Raw genomic sequence first — 14,864 nt, forward strand, 5'->3', positions numbered from 1 at the left:
GGGCGCCCCGGAGCCCGGCGGCGCGGCAGCGGTCCACTCGCCCGCGCCGCCGGGCCCGGCGGTCAGCCGAGCCGCTCGCGGACCTGCTCGGCCTGCCTCGCGAACTCGGCTGCCTCGGCCCCCTCCAGCTCGCGGAGGTCGGCGACGAGGGCGGTCATCCGGGATATGCCGTCCTGTGCCCGGCCCAGCGCGTGCTCGGTCCAGGCCGCCCGGACGGCGCACTGGAACCGCTCGCGCAGCGCGTCCCCGCCGAGCGTGGCGTAGCCGGTGGCCGCCCGGTCCAGGAGCGCGGCTATCTCGGCCCGGACGGCCGCCGCCAGCTCGGGCGCCCGGCTGGGGGCATCGCCCTCGTCCTCCTCCCCGTACTCGTCCTCGTTCACCGAGTCCTCAAGGAGTGCGGCGAGCTGCTGCCAGGTCTGCGCGCGTTCGTAGCGCAGCTCGGGCTCCTCGGAGCCTTCGAGTACGGTCAGTGCCTGCTCCATCAGCGCACGCGCCTGCCCGTACTCCTCGTCGCCCGCCCGGCCGTCCACCGTCAGCCACGCCAGCGAGCGCAGCACCCGGACCTCTCCGACCGGGTTGTCGCCCGCGCGCCGCCACAGCTCCAGGGCCCTTCCGTACGCCGACCGCGACTGGTCGCGCAGCCCGGCGCCCGACAGTGCCTCGGCGGCCGAGTGGGCCAGGCTCGCCTGCGGCCGGGGGTCGTCCCAGCCCTTCGCGGTCTCGGCGGCCAGCAGATACTGCTCGGCCGCCGCGCGCTGGTCGTACAGCCGGGACAGCAGCCCGCCGAGCATCCGCCGGGCTTCCACGGCCTCCTGCTCGCCGTGCTCCACCAGGTCGGGCAGCGCGGACTGGAGGACCTCGGCCGCCTCGGCGGTGCGGTCCGCCTCCGCGTAGGCGCGGGACAGCAGCAGCCGTGCCCGGGCGCCGCCGGTCGCGGTGCGGCCCGCCTGGTCGAGCCAGTGCGCCGCGTCCAGCGCGTGCGCGGCCGCCTCGTCGGCCGCGCCGGTCCGGTGCAGCAGGATCTCCGCGAGCGTCAGCCGTACGGCCGCGTGCTCCTCCGGGTCCGTCAGCTCGGCGGCGTGGCCGAGCGCGGCCCGGGCGAGGGCCTCGGCGCCCTCCATGTCGTTCCTCGCGGCCAGCACCCGCGCCCGCAGCGACAGCGGCTCGACCGCCTCCCAGGGGCGCTCGGCGGTGAGGCAGCGGTGTGCCGCCGAGGTGAGCAGCGGCTCGGCCCGGACGAGGTCACCGGTCGTCAGGGCCATCCGGGCCAGCGCCAGTTCGGCCTCGGCGACGATGTCCGCCACGTCCTCCGCGTCCGTCCGTACGCCGGAGTCGAGCGCGGTGACGAAGTCCTCCAGCCCGGTGGCGAGGTGGGCGTCCACCGGCTGCCGTTCCTCCTCGGGCGTCTCGCGCCCGCGCAGATACGACTCGATCTGGAGGGTGGTGAGTTCGGCCACGGCGATCCGCCGGGCGCGGACCGGATCGGTCTCCTCCAGGGCCCGCGCCGCCTCAGCGGCCACGGCGAGCAGACGCCGTATCTCCCCGGTCTCCCCGCCGGACTGGGCGGCCGCGCCCGCGATCCCGAGCAGGGCGTAGGCCGCGCGGGCGTGCTGACCGGCGGCCCGCTGGGCGGCGGCCGCCTCCGCGAACAGGCCGCGAGCCTGCTCGGCCCCGGCCCGCGCCGCCGTCGTCGCGCGGAACTCCAGCAGGTCGGCGCTCACGGCATGGTCGGGCAACTCCGCGCCCGCGTCGGCGAGTTCACCGACCCGCGCCCACAGGGCGTCGGCCGAGGGGTGCCCCTTCTGCCGGGCCGTACGCGCGTGCTTGACCAGCGCCGCGAAGTCCGGGTCGTCGGTGGCGGCCGGGGCCGACGCATCGGACACGGCGGGCGGCCGTACGCCCACGGGAGCCGTGGCGGCGGGAAGTCCCGCACTGCGCACGCCCAGTGGCAGCACGTCGACCAGCGGCTGCCGACCGATCCGTCCGGCCAGCTCCTCGGAGACGTGCGGGCTGCCGTTGCGGGCGTCGAAGCGGGCCGCGATGGCGGTGGCGTCCGCCGACAGGCGCGCGTACAGCTCGTCCACCGTGTGTCCCGTGCCCTGGTAGGGCACGGCGGGGCGGTGGCCGTGGCCGAGCTCGGCCAGGCGGCGCAGCAGGACCAGGACGCCGCCCGCGAACTCCATCTGCGACTCGACGTCGGTGAGCGGGCCCAGGTGGGCGGCGTGCTCGGCGAGGATCTCCAGGCCGCGCGACTCGTTGCCGGTGAGCGCGCAGAACTCGATGTGCCTGCCGACCGAGCGCAGCAGGCTGTCCTTGCCGCGCGCCATCCGGTAGCCGCGCAGATGGTGGGAGCGGGCCTCGTCGAGACGGCCGAGGCGCACCAGCGGGAGCAGGGAGTGCGCCAGGACGCGGTGCGGCTCCTCCATGCAGGACTTGCCGCCGGAGAGCACCGGCTCCCAGATCCCGATCGCCTTGGCGTCGTCGCCCTTGCGCGCCCAGTACCAGCCCTGGGTGTTGATCTCGCACGCGTGGCAGTCGCTCATCCGGTCGCGCGCGGCCGCCGTCCAGGCCGCCGCGGCCCGGTCCATCCGGGCCTCGTCGCCCGTCGCGTCGGCCAGGTGGAACTCGGCCTGGCGCACGGCCCGTTCGCTGTATCCCGCCAGCCGGTAGCGGCGCTCCATGTCGGTGAGCCAGCGCTCCACCGCGGCGAGCGGGATCTCCGGGGACTCGACGATCCGCCCGGCCACCCACTTGAAGCGCCAGAACAGGCCGTGCACCTCGTGGTCGGCGAAGGCGGACGGGTCGCGGTCGTACTCCTGGAGCAGGCGCGCGAACGGCACCACCATCTTGGTGCGCTCGGCGCTCCACTCGTACGCGTCGATCAGCCCGTCCAGCGCCCGGCGGAACAGCTCGCGGTCGCCGCCGGCCTCGGCCGCGGCGGCCAGCGTCTCCGCGCGCGCGTTGCGCGCCGCGCCGTAGGGGGCCCGGGCGTTCTCCGCGAGGCCCCTCAGGATCTCCTCGGTGGTCAGGGCGGTCACTTCTGGTCCTCCTGGGGACGCGTGCTCGACGTGGAGTGGGTGGCCCATTCGAGGAGGCCGAGGAAGGCCCGGTTGAGCAGGGTGGAGTCGGCGGGGCGCAGCGGGCGCTGCGACATCAGCAGCGCCTGGCCGTAGAGCGATTCGACCGCCGTGCCGGTGAGCTCGGCGTCGGGCAGCGCGGCGATCCGGCGGATCAGCGGGTTGTTGTGGTTGAGCACCAGACGCGCGCGCGGGGCGGAGCCGCGCAGCGCGCCGAGGATGTCGTTCCACAGCGAGTCGGCGTTCTCCTGCGCGGCGGCCCGGTCCCGCTCGTGGCGTGCCTGGCGGTCGTCGAGGAACAGCGCGGGCACGGCCACCGGCTGGAAGGCGCGCAGTGCCACGTCGCAGCCGTGCGGGTCCAGACGGGTGCGGGCGGTCGACAGGAACCCGGCGAGCGAGAGCTCGGCCGTGGTGGGCACCGGGTCGAGGCGGTCGGTGACCGCGCCCGCGTCGAGCTCGGTGACCTTCAGACCGGGCCGGATCCCGGGCAGCAGGGCGAGCAGATCGGCGTCGTACGTGTAGCCCGCGTTGACCACGCCCAGGCCGTGGGCCGCCGCGATCGGGGCGATCTGGCGGAACTCCTCGACGGTCCGGGTGAAGTGGATCTCCGAGTGGGCGGCCGCGAACTCGTCCAGGCTCCGCTGCCCGTCGTTGGTCTCGAACGGCAGCCACGGCAGCATCAGCGCGAACAGCTCGGCGTCGTGGCGGGCCAGCGACTTCACGCCCAGGTGGTGGACGCTGAGGAAGGCGGCCAGGCGCTGCGGGTCGCCCGCGGCGAGCTCGGTGAGCCACTGCCGCACGCGCGCGCCGAGGGCGTCGCGGACGGCGGCGAGCGTCTCGTCGTCGTACAGGTTCTCCCGCGAGGCGGTGGGGCGCAGGGTGTCGGTGTCCACCACCGCGCGCACGAAGAACGCCCACTCGGGCAGCAGGTTGTCCGCGTGGTCGGTGAGCAGCATGCCCTTGAGGTAGGTGCGGTGTCCGGCCCGGTGCGCGGGGCTGGTCGGCTCCGGCAGTACGTAGGCGACGCCGCGCACCCCGGCGACCGGCAGGTCCAGGTCGATCGAGTCCAGCGGGGTGAAGCCGAACAGGCGCGCGCAGTGCCCGGAGAGCGCGACCCGGCGGGCGGCCGGTGTGGCGTACTCCCGCTCCCACACGGCGGGCCGGTCGGTGACCGGGCGCTCGGCGCCGTCGTCGCCCGCGAACGTGATGTCGTACGGCAGCAGCGAGCCGAAGTCGCGGGCCAGTTCCTCCACGCGCGCGGCGGCTGTCCACTCCTCGGCGCCCGGGCGCGGCTCCAGGTAGACGGTGGTGCCGGGCTCGGGTCTGGCCTCGTCGGGCAGCGCGCGGACCGTGTAGGAGCCGTCGTCGGTGGCGAGCCACTCCACCGGGGCGGCGTCGGGGGTGCGGGCCGAGCGGGTGACCACGCGGATCCGGCGAGCCACCACGAAGCAGGCGAGCAGGCCGATGCCGAACTGGCCGAGGAACTCCCGGCGGGCGGACTCCAGACCGTGCTCCCCGCCGCGCTTGGAGCTGCGTCCGATGGTCGCGAGCAGGGTGTGCACCTCGTCGGCGGTCAGGCCGATGCCGCTGTCCTCGACGGCGACCCGGCCGTCCACCGCCGAGAGGCGGATGCGGATCCGCGCGCCCGGGTCGTGCGCACGGCGTGCGGTGACCGCGTCCACCGCGTTCTGCAGGAGCTCGCGGACGTAGACCCGGGGGCTGGAGTAGAGGTGGTGGGAGAGCAGGTCGACCAGGCCCCGCAGGTCGACCTGGAAGCTGTTGACGTCCGGCGGGGTGCCGTCGGTCAGGGCGGAAGAAGTCATGGCGCATCACCTCGCGTGCACACGGAAATGGGCGATCGCGAGGTCCCCCCTCATCGATCACGAAGTGAGAACCAGCGTAGGGGCGGCCACTGACAATCTCCTCCGGAATTGCCGCCGCGGGCGTTCCGGCCACGGGTGCGGCGATCCCGGCGGTTCGCGGGGGTGATCTTGTGCGTTCGTTCCCGTTCGGGTCGGTCCGCTCCTCGTCAAGCGTTGATCACGATTTGGCAAATTTGGAACCCTTGCATCGGCTTTGTCCATCCCCGGAGGCGGAACACGACCGTCGTGCCCCGAGGGGCCGAAGCAAGCCGGAGCCACAGATGTCGCACGCGTCCACCAAGACCAGGAACGGGGCCGAGACCTATGAGTCCCGGGGCCACCGTCGCGCCTCCAAGGCCCGGCGATGGCTTGTCGCCGTGGTCTGCGTGGGGCTGCTCGGGGCCATCGCCTGGCCGGTCATGAGCTACTTCGAGATACCGCCGTTCACGGACAAGGGCGACCCCATCTCGTACGGCAAGATCGACAACAAGGGCGACGGCACCCCGCAGAAGCCGGCGGACTCCAAGACCCTGATGCCGACCGGCCCGGCCGCCGACTTCAAGATCTCCAGCACGCTGGGCAACGGCACGCACGTGGGCGTCGTGAAGATCACCGGCAAGAAGTCCGGCTTCACGGGCAAGGTGTGGGTCTGGGCGCCGAAGGAGTACGACGACCCGAAGTACGAGAAGAGCGGCTTCCCCGTCCTGATCGCGCTCCCGGGCGGCCCCGGCTTCCCCAACAACTACTGGATGGACAACAACCTCAAGCTGGAGTCGTCCATCTCCAAGTGGGCCGAGGAGGGCAAGGGCAAACCGTTCCTGCTGGCCATGCCGGTGCTGAACCCCAAGCCCGACGACGGCGGGCTCTACTGGGACGGCAGCGACATCCCCGGCCAGCCCAAGATGGGCACCTGGCTGACCGAGGACGTGCCGGACCTCATGCGGCAGAACTTCCGCACGATCAAGTCGCGCGACGGCTGGGCCTTCATGGGCTCCTCCTCCGGCGGCTTCGCCGGTCTGAAGGCCGTGCTGAAGCACCCCGACAAGTTCAAGGCCGTCATCGCCTCCGGCCCGGACATCGTCCCGGACTCGCCCCTGTGGAACGGCCACCCCAAGGAGAAGGCGGAGAACAACCCCGAGGTGCTCTCCAAGCAGCTGATCGCCGCCAAGGGGCCGGACGTGTACCTCGCCTTCCAGTACGGCACGAAGGAGTCGTCCGTCATCCCCAAGGTGAACAAGTACATCGCCACCTACGGGAACAAGGGCCCGATCCACACCCACCTCGAAGTCATCCAGGGCGGGCGGCACAACGCCGTGACGTATGTGAAGGGGATGGACGCGAGCAGCATGCAGTGGATCAGCGAGCAGATCGAGGGGCCGACGCCTTCGCCGTAGGGTCCACGCCTTTGTCGTAGAGGGCCAGTCTCACTGAGGGGCCGCGCCGAGGGTCTATTAGGTAAGCCTAACCTTATGCGTAATGATCTCGTATCGCCGCACGCCACAGCAGGTCGTGCACGTCCGTGAAAGGGATCCGATGTCGTTACGCATGCTCGCATCCGGCGCCGCCGCTCTGGCGGTCGCCGCGGCGACGGTCGCGCTCGCCCAGCCGTCCGCCCAGGCCGCCACCGTCCCGCTGGGCACCCCCATCACCAAGGTCCTCGACTGGCGGGCCGGTCACGGGGACGCCACTGCGGCCGGGACCAGATGGCTGGAGCAGGGGACCACGCCGTACGAGCGCCCGCTCGTGGTCAAGGGCGAGCTCCGCACCACGGGGCCGGGCTGCTCCTCGGGGTGGATCCAATGGCAGCGCGACTTCGTGACCTACCCGGCGCAGAAGCAGGCCACCCAGTGCGGCCCCGGCGCCACGCCCGTCGCGTACCACAAGAGCTCACCGGGCACGCTCTCCGGCGCCACCCTCTTCGTGTGCAAGGGCGAGCAGGACACCCAGGACTGCGGCGACCGGGTCCTGATGACCAACTGGGGCCTGGGCTGACGCTCCGGCGGCCCGTAGGCCTTACGCCAGGATCTTGGCCTTGGCGCGCTCGAACTCCTCCTGGGTGATGTCGCCCTTGTCCTTGAGCGCGGAGAGCTTGCTCAGCTCCTCCACCGAACCGCCGCCGGTTCCGGCCGCCTTGCGGACGTACTGCTGGAACGCGTCCTCCTGCTCCTTGAACTGCTTGGCGTCGCGCTGCCCCATGCCCTGTCCACGGGCGATGAGATAGACGAAGACGCCCAGATAGGGCAGGACGAGCACGAAGACCAGCCATCCCGCCTTGGCCCAGCCGCCGAGGCTGTGGTCGCGGAAGATGTCGGTGGCGACCTTGAAGAGCAGGAAGAACCACATCACCCACAGGAACAGCCACAACATCGTCCAGAAGAGGTTGAGGAGTGGGTAGTCGTCCATGCCTGTCTCCGATCGCGGGGGTGATTCCTTCCTACCTTTGGTAGGAGGAGGCCGCATTCCGGAGGGGCGCCCGGGAGAGGCCGGAGTTCCGGAGGGGGTCCCACAACAGGGCTCCCTCCGGGATGCTGTCTTCAGTGGCGGTACGGCCCGTCTCCGTCTCTCCTGAAGCCGAGGGCGGATCGGCCCCGGGCGCCTCCGCCGCCCGACAGCACCCCGCGCACACCGGAGCGGCCCATGGAACCCGCAGGCCCGGAAGCGCGGCGCCGTCGCCGTGCCCTCGCCGGTCATCTGCTGCGCGCGGTGGCCTCGGTGGTCCTGCTGACGTCGCTGTACTACCTGGCCCCGCTGGACCGGGGAGTCGGCGTCGGCACCGCTGTGGCGCTCGTGCTGGGGCTGGTGCTGTTCGGCTGCCTCACGGCCTGGCAGATCGCCGCCATCACCCATGCGGAGTATCCGCGGCTGCGGGCCATCGAGGCGCTGGCCACCGCCGTGCCGCTCTTCCTCGTGCTGTTCTCCGCCACGTACTTCCTGCTCGCCGACAACCGGCCGTCGTCGTTCTCGGAGCCGCTGAGCCGGACCGGCGCCCTGTATTTCACGGTCACGGTCTTCGCGACCGTCGGCTTCGGCGACATCGCGCCCGCCACCGACACCAGCCGTGCGCTCACCACCGTGCAGATGATCCTGGACCTGATCGTGGTGGGCGTCATCGCCAAGGTCCTCTTCGGCGCGGTCCAGGTCGGGCTGCGCCGCCGGGGGGATCCGGACGACCGGCCCTGAGGGCGAGCGGGGGCGGGCGGTGCGGGTCGGGCCGAAGCGCCTCCGCCCGCACAGCGCCGGGTGGCACAATCCGATCACCATGGAGGCCTCCGGGGCGGTACGCGTGCTGCGCGCGGCGGTGTTCGCCGCCGTGTGCGTGGCGCTCGCCGCCGTCGGCCATGTGCTGGCGACGGGTGCGGCTCCGCCGGTGTGGGCGTACGGCGCGGGGCTGGCCGGCGTCTTCGGCGCGGCCGTGCCGCTACGCGCGCGTGAGCGGTCGCTGCCCGGCATCGCCGGGGCGACGCTGGGCGCGCAGGGCGTTCTGCACGGGGTGTTCGCCGTGGCGTGCGGTCGGGCCGCCGGCGCGCACGGGCGGGACCCCGGCAGACCGGGGATACGGCACCGCCTCGCGCCCACCGCGACCCACTTCGGCGCCGCCCCCGCAGGAGCCCGGCACGCCGCCCACGCCGCCGCGCACCACCTCGCCCACCCCGCGCTCCCGCACGCCACGGCCGCCCACTTCGTCGCCGCGCTGGTCACCGCCTGGTGGCTGTGGCGCGGGGAGGCAGCGCTGTGGTCGCTGCTGCGGCGGGCGGCCGCGCTCGTGCCGGGGCTGGCCGCCTGGTGGTCGGGGCGGGGGTCCGGCGTGGGCGCAAGCCCCGGGCCCGCACCCCACCCGTACACCTCTTCCGCGCGGCCGAAGCGGCAGGCGCTGCTGCGCCACGCCGTGTCCCGGCGCGGACCGCCCGACCGGAACCCGTATCCGACCCACCGTCACACCACCATCAACGGTACGGAGTTCCTGTCATGTCCCAGCACCACACCATGCTCCGGCGCGCCCTGCGCCGGACCGCCGTCTCCACCTGCCTCGCGGCCGCCGGGCTGCTCGGCGCCGCGGGCGCGGCGTCCGCGCACGTCACCGTGCACGCGGAGAGCGCCACGAAGGGCGCCACGGACGGCGTGCTGACCTTCCGCGTCCCCAACGAGGAGAGCGGAGCGAGCACCACCAAGGTCCAGGTGGTCGTGCCCACCGACCACCCGCTGCTGTCCCTGCTGGTCACCCCGGAGGCGGGCTGGACCGCGCAGGTGACCACGACCAAGCTCAAGACGCCGGTCAAGACGGACGACGGCACCGTGAGCGAGGCGGTCTCGGAGATCACCTGGACCGGGGGCAGCATCAAGCCCGGTCAGTACCAGGACTTCCACGTCGCCTACGGCCAACTACCCGACGACGCCGACCAGCTGACGTTCAAGACGCTCCAGACGTACTCCGACGGCAAGGTGGTGCGCTGGATCGACGAGAGCCGCGAGGGCCAGGACGAACCGGCGAACCCGGCGCCGGTCCTGCGGCTCACCGCCGCGTCCGCTCCGCCCCAGTCCCCGGCGTCCGGCAAGCCCGCCGCGCCGACCGCCTCCACCGCGCCGAAGGCGGCGTCGAAGAGCAGCGATGCGACGGCCCGCGGGCTGGGCGCCGCCGGGCTCGCCGTGGGTGTGCTCGCGGTGGCCGGAGCCGCCGTCGCGATACGCAAGGGCCGGGCCGCCACGCCCCGCGACTGACGGGTCGCTGACGTGGACGGCTGCCCACCTCACTCGGTGGGCAGCCGTCTGCCGCACCAGGTGGAGAGCCGGACCGCCTACCGCTCTGGTTGCAGGAGGGATCTCAACCCCCTGTGTGACGCCGCGCGGCAACCCCGCTCCCTATGTTGGCGTTCCGGCGGCGGCGAACCGGCACGCCGCCGGAGTACGGCGACACGCGTCGCGCCACACGCGGTCGCCCCCATCCGCGGGAGACCCCATGAAACAGGTACGGATCCTCGTCGTCGCGCTGCTCAGCGCGGCAGTGCTCGGCGGCGCGGGCATGCTCGCCCCGGCCGACGCGGCCACGTCCGCCACCCGAGCGCCGAGCGCCGCCGGATGTGCGCAGACCCGGCCGTTCCTCTCGCAGGGCGACCGGGGCACCTGCGTCAGGTTCCTCCAGCAGAAGCTCACCGACCAGGGCATCAGCACTCGCGTCGACGGTGTCTTCGGCAGCGGGACGACCAAGTCGGTCAAGAGTTTCCAGTACCTGTGCGGCTACCGCGGCCGCGAGGTGGACGGCCTGGTCGGGCCCCGGACGTGGGCGGGGCTGCTGGACCACGCCTGCGTGTGAGGAGCGGCCCGGTGTCGTCTGCGGATCGGCCCGACATCGCAGGTCAGCGCTGCCGATCCACCCCAGGGTGTACATCCATGGGTCCAGCGCCCGAGTATGAAGTTCGGTCGAGGGGTTGATGTGGTGACGGCCGGACTTCCGGCACTCTTATGGACATGCCGAGCAACCGACATCACCTGATGGTGCGTCAAAAGACCGGAAATATGCGGAGACTGGGGTCGATGGTCGCCGCTCTCTGCCTGGCCTCCGGCGCCGCCGCGCTGTTACCGGCGTCCGCGTCCGCCGCGCCGGAACCAAACGGCAAACGGGTGGGCGACCACGGCTACACCGCGCAGATCCGCCGCACCGAATACGGCATTCCGCACGTCCTGGCCCACGACTACGGCGGCTTGGGGTACGGATACGGGTACGCGTTCGCGCAGGACAACCTGTGCCAACTCGCCGACCAGGTCATGACGTTGCGGGGTGAGCGCTCCCGGCACCTCGGCCCGACGGAGACAACCGCCGACGGCACGCCCAACCTGGCGAGCGACACCTACCACCAGGGACTGCGGCAGGCCGGTACGGTCCGGCGGCTGCTCGACCGCCCGGCGCCGCTCGGCCCGACGCCCGAGCTGCGCCGGATGGTCGAGGGGTACGCCGCCGGGTACAACCGGTATCTGCGCGACACCGGCACCGCCCACCTGCCGGACCCGACGTGCAAGGACAAGCCCTGGGTCGGCCCGATCAACGCGACGGACATCTGGAACCTCGTCTACGACGTGAACGGCGCCTCCGGGGCGACGGCGCTCAAGCAGGCCATCGCCACCGCGACCCCGCCGACGGGGGCCGGGGACAAAGTCGCCGCGAAGCCACCGAGGGCAGCAGAGGAAGCAAGGGGAGCCTCTCGCCGCGACGACCTCGGCAGCAACGGCTGGGCGCTCGGCCGTGACGTGACCCGTGGCCGCGACGGCATGCTGCTGGCCAACCCGCACCTGGCCTGGATCGGCGGGGACCGCTTCTACCAGGTGCAGTTGACGATCCCGGGCGTCATCGACGTCGCGGGCGCGAGCATCTACGGCACCCCGGTGGTCGAGATCGGCCACACCCGCACCCTGGCCTGGACGCACACCACGAGCTACACCGACCACGCCTCGCTCTACCGCCTCGCCCTCGCGCCCGGCGACCCGACGAGCTACCTCGTCGACGGCAAGGCGGTGCCGATGACCCGCCGGACCGTACCGGTCACGGTCCGGGGCGCCGACGGCACGGTCTCCACCGTCTCCAGCACCCTCTACACCTCCCGGTACGGCCCGGTGCTCGCCGAGGGCTGGACGCGCACCGAGGCGTACGCGCTGAGGGACGCCAACGTCGACAACCTGCGCTCGATGAACGAGTGGCTGGCGATCGGCAGGGTGGGGTCCGTGGCCCAGCTCAAGCAGGCGCACCAGACGTACCAGGGCATCCCGTGGACGTACACGATCGCCACGGACACCACCGGCACCGCGTACTTCAGCGACTCCTCCGCCGTGCCCCATGTCGCCGACGACCGGCTCGAGCGGTGTGCCCTGGCGGGCGGGGGTGGGGGCGAGGATCTGCCCGGCGTGCTCGACGGTTCGACGGCGGCCTGCGACTGGGGCAGCGACCCCGACGCGGTGGTGCCGGGCATCTTCGGCCCCGGCCACCAGCCCCGGCTGACCCGGACCGACTATGTGGCCAACTCCAACAACGACTCGACGCTGACCAACCGCGCCGAGCCGCTGGCCGGTTACCCGCGGATGTACCGCGCCGGAGTGCCGCTGGGGCCGCGCGCCCAGCTCGGGCTCCAGATGATCGCGGGCCGGCGCGACGGTTCCGACGGACTGGGCGCACCGGGCTTCACCCTGCCTACGTTGCAGGCGAGCATGCTCGGCGACCGCAACTACACGGCGGAGCTGGGCCGCGACGACGCGGTCGCGATGTGCCGCGCGCACCCCGTCCTGACCGCCACCGACGGCACCGAGGTGGATGTGCGCGCCGCCTGTGACGTCCTGGCGGCCTGGGACACCCGCGACGACCTCGGCAGCCGCGGCGCCGTGCTGTGGAAGGCGTTCCGCACCCGAGTGGGCGGCCCGCACGCCTGGTGGCGTGTTCCGTACGACCCGGCCCAGCCGCTCACCACCCCGCGCGGGCTCAACGGAGACGAGCCGCAGGTGCGGCGCGCGCTGGCCGACGCCGTGCGCAAGCTGGCCGCCGACAAGGTGCCGCTGGACGCGCCGATGGGCAGCGTGCAGCGCTGGGCCGGGATCCCGCTGCCCGGCTGCTCTGGTGGCGAGGGCTGCTTCAACGTCGTGAACGCGTCACCGACGTCGGGCAGCGGCGGCGCCACGCGCCCGAGCTCGCCGGACGACTACGCGTCGGGCTCCAGCTTCATCATGGCCACGGAGCTGACGGCCCAGGGGCCGCGCACCCGGACGATCCTCACCTACGGGCAGTCCGCCAACCCCGAATCGCCCCACTACACCGACCAGACCGTCCTCTTCTCGCACAAGCGCTGGGTGACGGAACGGTTCACCGAGGCGGAGATAGCGTCCGATCCCCGGCTCCGGACCATAAGCCTGCGGGGCTGACCGGGGCTGACCGGGGCGGCGGGCGCCGGTGCCATGGACGCGGCGGGGCGACCTGTACGGTCCACGCCATCCCCAGAGTTGGGGATACCGCGCCCGGGAGGTGCCTCCTAGTCTGATCGAGGCGGGAACGTCCCCCTCCACCGTACGGGGGGGCGTTCCGGCGTCGAGGCCGCGAGCGGACACGGGGAGCATGCGATGGAGCGCGCGAACAACGTTGTCGATGGTCCCCAGTCCGTGATCTGGGACATCACGTACGCCTGTCCGCTGCGCTGCACCCACTGCTACTCGGAGTCCGGCAGGCGCCCCTCACGCCAGGCCAGCCATGACGACATGCTCCGGATCGCCGACGCCATCATCGCCCTGGGCCCGGTCCAGGTCACCCTCGCCGGGGGCGAACCACTCCTGGTCAAGGGGGTGTTCGAGGTCGCGGAGCGGCTGACGCGGGCCGGTATCTCGGTGCTCGTGTACACCGGCGGCTGGAACTTCCAGCCGTGGATGACCGAGGAGCTGGCGCGTGTGTGCGGGCGGGTCGTGGTGAGCGTCGACGGCCCCGCGCCCGAGGTGCACGACCGGATCCGCGGCAGGGCGGGTTCGTTCGAGCGGGCGATGCGGGCGCTGGCGCTGCTGGAGGTTGCGGCGCGGGAGCGGGCCGAGCGCGGCGAGCGCCCGCTCCCGTTCGCCATCGACTGCGTGGTCGTACGGAGCAACGTCGACCGGCTGGAGGAGTTCTGCACGGACGTCGTGCCCCGGTTCCCGCACCTGAGCTCACTCGACTTCGGCGCCGCCGTGCCGTCCGGGCTCGGCAGCCGCACCGGATACGCCGAGCACGAACTGCTCTCGGACGAACAGCTCGCCAGGCTGGGCAGTGAGGAGCAGCGCGCGCGGCTCCAGGCGCTCGCCCCGGCCACCGTCCGGGTCGGCACGTCGACCAACTTCTCCTTGCAGATGAACCCCGAACAGGTGGCGCGCGGGCTCGACTTCCAGTCGGTGCAGATCGAGCCCGACGGGCAGGTCCGGGCCATGCTCATCTACGAGGGGACGGTCGGCAGTCTGCTGGAGGAGCCGCCCGCCGAGCTGTGGCGGCGTGCGGTGGAGCGGTGGACCGACCCGTTCGTTACCGAGGCGCTCTCCGGCGCGGGCGTGGGCACCATGCGCGGCTGGGCCGAGGCCGTGCGGCGCATCGACTACCACTTCGGCTCCGCCGCGGTCCGCGCCCGTATCGACCGCCGCCCGGTGTTCATCGCACCGACGGTGGGGTGAACGGCGTTTCGGAGGTGGGTCATGGCTGGGAGGGTTTGCCCGCGATCGCGTCGTAGACCTTCACGCGCAGCCGGCGGCGCCAGCCTTCGCGTTCCTCCCGGCGTTGTGCCCGCTGTGCTTTGTGGCTGCCCTCCGGGTAGCGGGCCCGTGCCCACGGCGAGCCCGGGCGGGCCAGCCGCAGTGCCCCGATCACCGCGACGAGCGGGACGAGGATGCCGAGCAGGCCCGTGAAGGCCTTGCCCTTGCTCAACGCGACCAGCGCGAAGGCCGAGTTGAAGACGATCACGCTCGCGTACGTCCAGCCGGAGACGGGCGCGCCGTCCACCGAAGCGTCGTTGACGCCGAAGGGGGCCGCGCCGAGCAGCAGGAGCCCGCACACCGCCGCGCCGAGGACGACGCTGTCCACGGAGAGCCTGCCCTCCTCCGACCAGTAGACGTCGCGCAGATGCAGGATGAGGGCGAACTCGTCCAGGACGAGGGCCGTGCCGATCCCGAAGACGGCGGCCTCGATCTCGGCCCAGGGCCGCTCGCCACCGATGGGCGAGGCCAGCCCGAGCCCACCGATGATCATGAAGATCACGCCGAACACCGCATGGTGGATGTGGAGGCCGCCGGGCGTGACGTTCTTCGGCCACCACGAGACCTCGGCCCGCATCATCCGCACGCTGAACCGGATGAACAGGAATGCCCCGAGGAACCCGAGCAGCAGGAACAGCAGGGGCTGCTTGCCCGGGTCCATGATCTCCCGCCGGTACCAGTCGTTCATGGG

General features: G+C 72.7%; 12 protein-coding genes. 8 read left to right on the forward strand and 4 right to left on the reverse strand.

Features of this window, described 5'->3' with window-relative positions; translation table 11 throughout:
- Nucleotides 1-62 precede the first annotated feature (62 nt).
- Both IE252_RS01700 and IE252_RS01705 read right to left on the reverse strand, forming a co-directional pair.
- Nucleotides 63-3,038, reverse strand: coding sequence for an ATP-binding protein (locus IE252_RS01700; RefSeq protein WP_190087401.1), 2,976 nt, complete (start codon nt 3,036-3,038; stop codon nt 63-65).
- Nucleotides 3,035-4,900 carry an HSP90 family protein gene (locus tag IE252_RS01705; protein ID WP_190087402.1) on the reverse strand — a complete coding sequence of 622 codons (1,866 nt, stop codon included), beginning with the start codon at nt 4,898-4,900 and terminating at the stop codon, nt 3,035-3,037. The genes IE252_RS01700 and IE252_RS01705 overlap by 4 nt, the downstream gene beginning before the upstream one ends.
- A gap of 320 nt (nt 4,901-5,220) precedes the next feature.
- On the opposite strand from IE252_RS01705, the gene IE252_RS01710 reads away from it, so the two are divergent.
- The gene (locus IE252_RS01710) at nt 5,221-6,333 is read left to right on the forward strand and encodes an alpha/beta hydrolase (protein ID WP_190087403.1); all 1,113 of its coding nucleotides are present in this window, start codon (nt 5,221-5,223) and stop codon (nt 6,331-6,333) included.
- 139 nt (nt 6,334-6,472) lie between these two features.
- A complete protein-coding gene (locus IE252_RS01715; protein ID WP_190087404.1) occupies nt 6,473-6,931 on the forward strand; it encodes a hypothetical protein in 459 nt (152 codons plus the stop codon).
- A gap of 21 nt (nt 6,932-6,952) precedes the next feature.
- Here the strand turns inward: IE252_RS01715 and IE252_RS01720 are convergent, their stop codons facing one another.
- Nucleotides 6,953-7,342, reverse strand: coding sequence for an SHOCT domain-containing protein (locus IE252_RS01720; RefSeq protein ID WP_190087405.1), 390 nt, complete (start codon nt 7,340-7,342; stop codon nt 6,953-6,955).
- 234 nt (nt 7,343-7,576) lie between these two features.
- On the opposite strand from IE252_RS01720, the gene IE252_RS01725 reads away from it, so the two are divergent.
- From IE252_RS01725 to IE252_RS01750, 6 genes are all read left to right on the forward strand, one after another.
- Nucleotides 7,577-8,119, forward strand: a complete 543-nt coding sequence (locus IE252_RS01725; protein ID WP_190087406.1) for a potassium channel family protein — start codon at nt 7,577-7,579, stop codon at nt 8,117-8,119.
- A gap of 79 nt (nt 8,120-8,198) precedes the next feature.
- Nucleotides 8,199-9,065 carry a hypothetical protein gene (locus tag IE252_RS01730; protein WP_308434508.1) on the forward strand — a complete coding sequence of 289 codons (867 nt, stop codon included), beginning with the start codon at nt 8,199-8,201 and terminating at the stop codon, nt 9,063-9,065.
- Nucleotides 9,020-9,655: a YcnI family protein gene (locus tag IE252_RS01735; RefSeq protein WP_308434509.1), complete on the forward strand. Its 636-nt coding sequence runs from the start codon at nt 9,020-9,022 to the stop codon at nt 9,653-9,655. The genes IE252_RS01730 and IE252_RS01735 overlap by 46 nt, the downstream gene beginning before the upstream one ends.
- A 238-nt stretch (nt 9,656-9,893) precedes the next feature.
- Nucleotides 9,894-10,247, forward strand: a complete 354-nt coding sequence (locus tag IE252_RS01740) for a peptidoglycan-binding domain-containing protein (RefSeq protein WP_190087408.1) — start codon at nt 9,894-9,896, stop codon at nt 10,245-10,247.
- 221 nt (nt 10,248-10,468) lie between these two features.
- A complete protein-coding gene (locus IE252_RS01745; protein ID WP_229847835.1) occupies nt 10,469-12,835 on the forward strand; it encodes a penicillin acylase family protein in 2,367 nt (788 codons plus the stop codon).
- Between the two features lie 195 nt (nt 12,836-13,030).
- Nucleotides 13,031-14,095, forward strand: a complete 1,065-nt coding sequence (locus IE252_RS01750; RefSeq protein ID WP_190087410.1) for a radical SAM protein — start codon at nt 13,031-13,033, stop codon at nt 14,093-14,095.
- 19 nt (nt 14,096-14,114) lie between these two features.
- On the opposite strand, the gene IE252_RS01755 is transcribed toward IE252_RS01750, so the two are convergent.
- Entirely contained in the window at nt 14,115-14,861 is a 747-nt protein-coding gene (locus tag IE252_RS01755) for a hypothetical protein (RefSeq protein ID WP_190087411.1), read from the reverse strand.
- Nucleotides 14,862-14,864: the final 3 nt, after the last annotated feature.

It is taken from the genome of Streptomyces melanogenes (assembly GCF_014649795.1).
GTDB classification, from domain to species: domain Bacteria; phylum Actinomycetota; class Actinomycetes; order Streptomycetales; family Streptomycetaceae; genus Streptomyces; species Streptomyces noboritoensis.

Bases quoted from the DNA above. Each gene is read 5' to 3' on its own strand.
- IE252_RS01705 (WP_190087402.1), bottom strand. From the start codon at position 4,900: ATGACTTCTTCCGCCCTGACCGACGGCACCCCGCCGGACGTCAACAGC.
- IE252_RS01710 (WP_190087403.1), top strand. From the start codon at position 5,221: ATGTCGCACGCGTCCACCAAGACCAGGAACGGGGCCGAGACCTATGAG.
- IE252_RS01715 (WP_190087404.1), top strand. From the start codon at position 6,473: ATGTCGTTACGCATGCTCGCATCCGGCGCCGCCGCTCTGGCGGTCGCC.
- IE252_RS01720 (WP_190087405.1), bottom strand. From the start codon at position 7,342: ATGGACGACTACCCACTCCTCAACCTCTTCTGGACGATGTTGTGGCTG.
- IE252_RS01725 (WP_190087406.1), top strand. From the start codon at position 7,577: ATGGAACCCGCAGGCCCGGAAGCGCGGCGCCGTCGCCGTGCCCTCGCC.
- IE252_RS01730 (WP_308434508.1), top strand. From the start codon at position 8,199: ATGGAGGCCTCCGGGGCGGTACGCGTGCTGCGCGCGGCGGTGTTCGCC.
- IE252_RS01740 (WP_190087408.1), top strand. From the start codon at position 9,894: ATGAAACAGGTACGGATCCTCGTCGTCGCGCTGCTCAGCGCGGCAGTG.
- IE252_RS01745 (WP_229847835.1), top strand. From the start codon at position 10,469: ATGGTCGCCGCTCTCTGCCTGGCCTCCGGCGCCGCCGCGCTGTTACCG.
- IE252_RS01750 (WP_190087410.1), top strand. From the start codon at position 13,031: ATGGAGCGCGCGAACAACGTTGTCGATGGTCCCCAGTCCGTGATCTGG.
- IE252_RS01755 (WP_190087411.1), bottom strand. From the start codon at position 14,861: ATGAACGACTGGTACCGGCGGGAGATCATGGACCCGGGCAAGCAGCCC.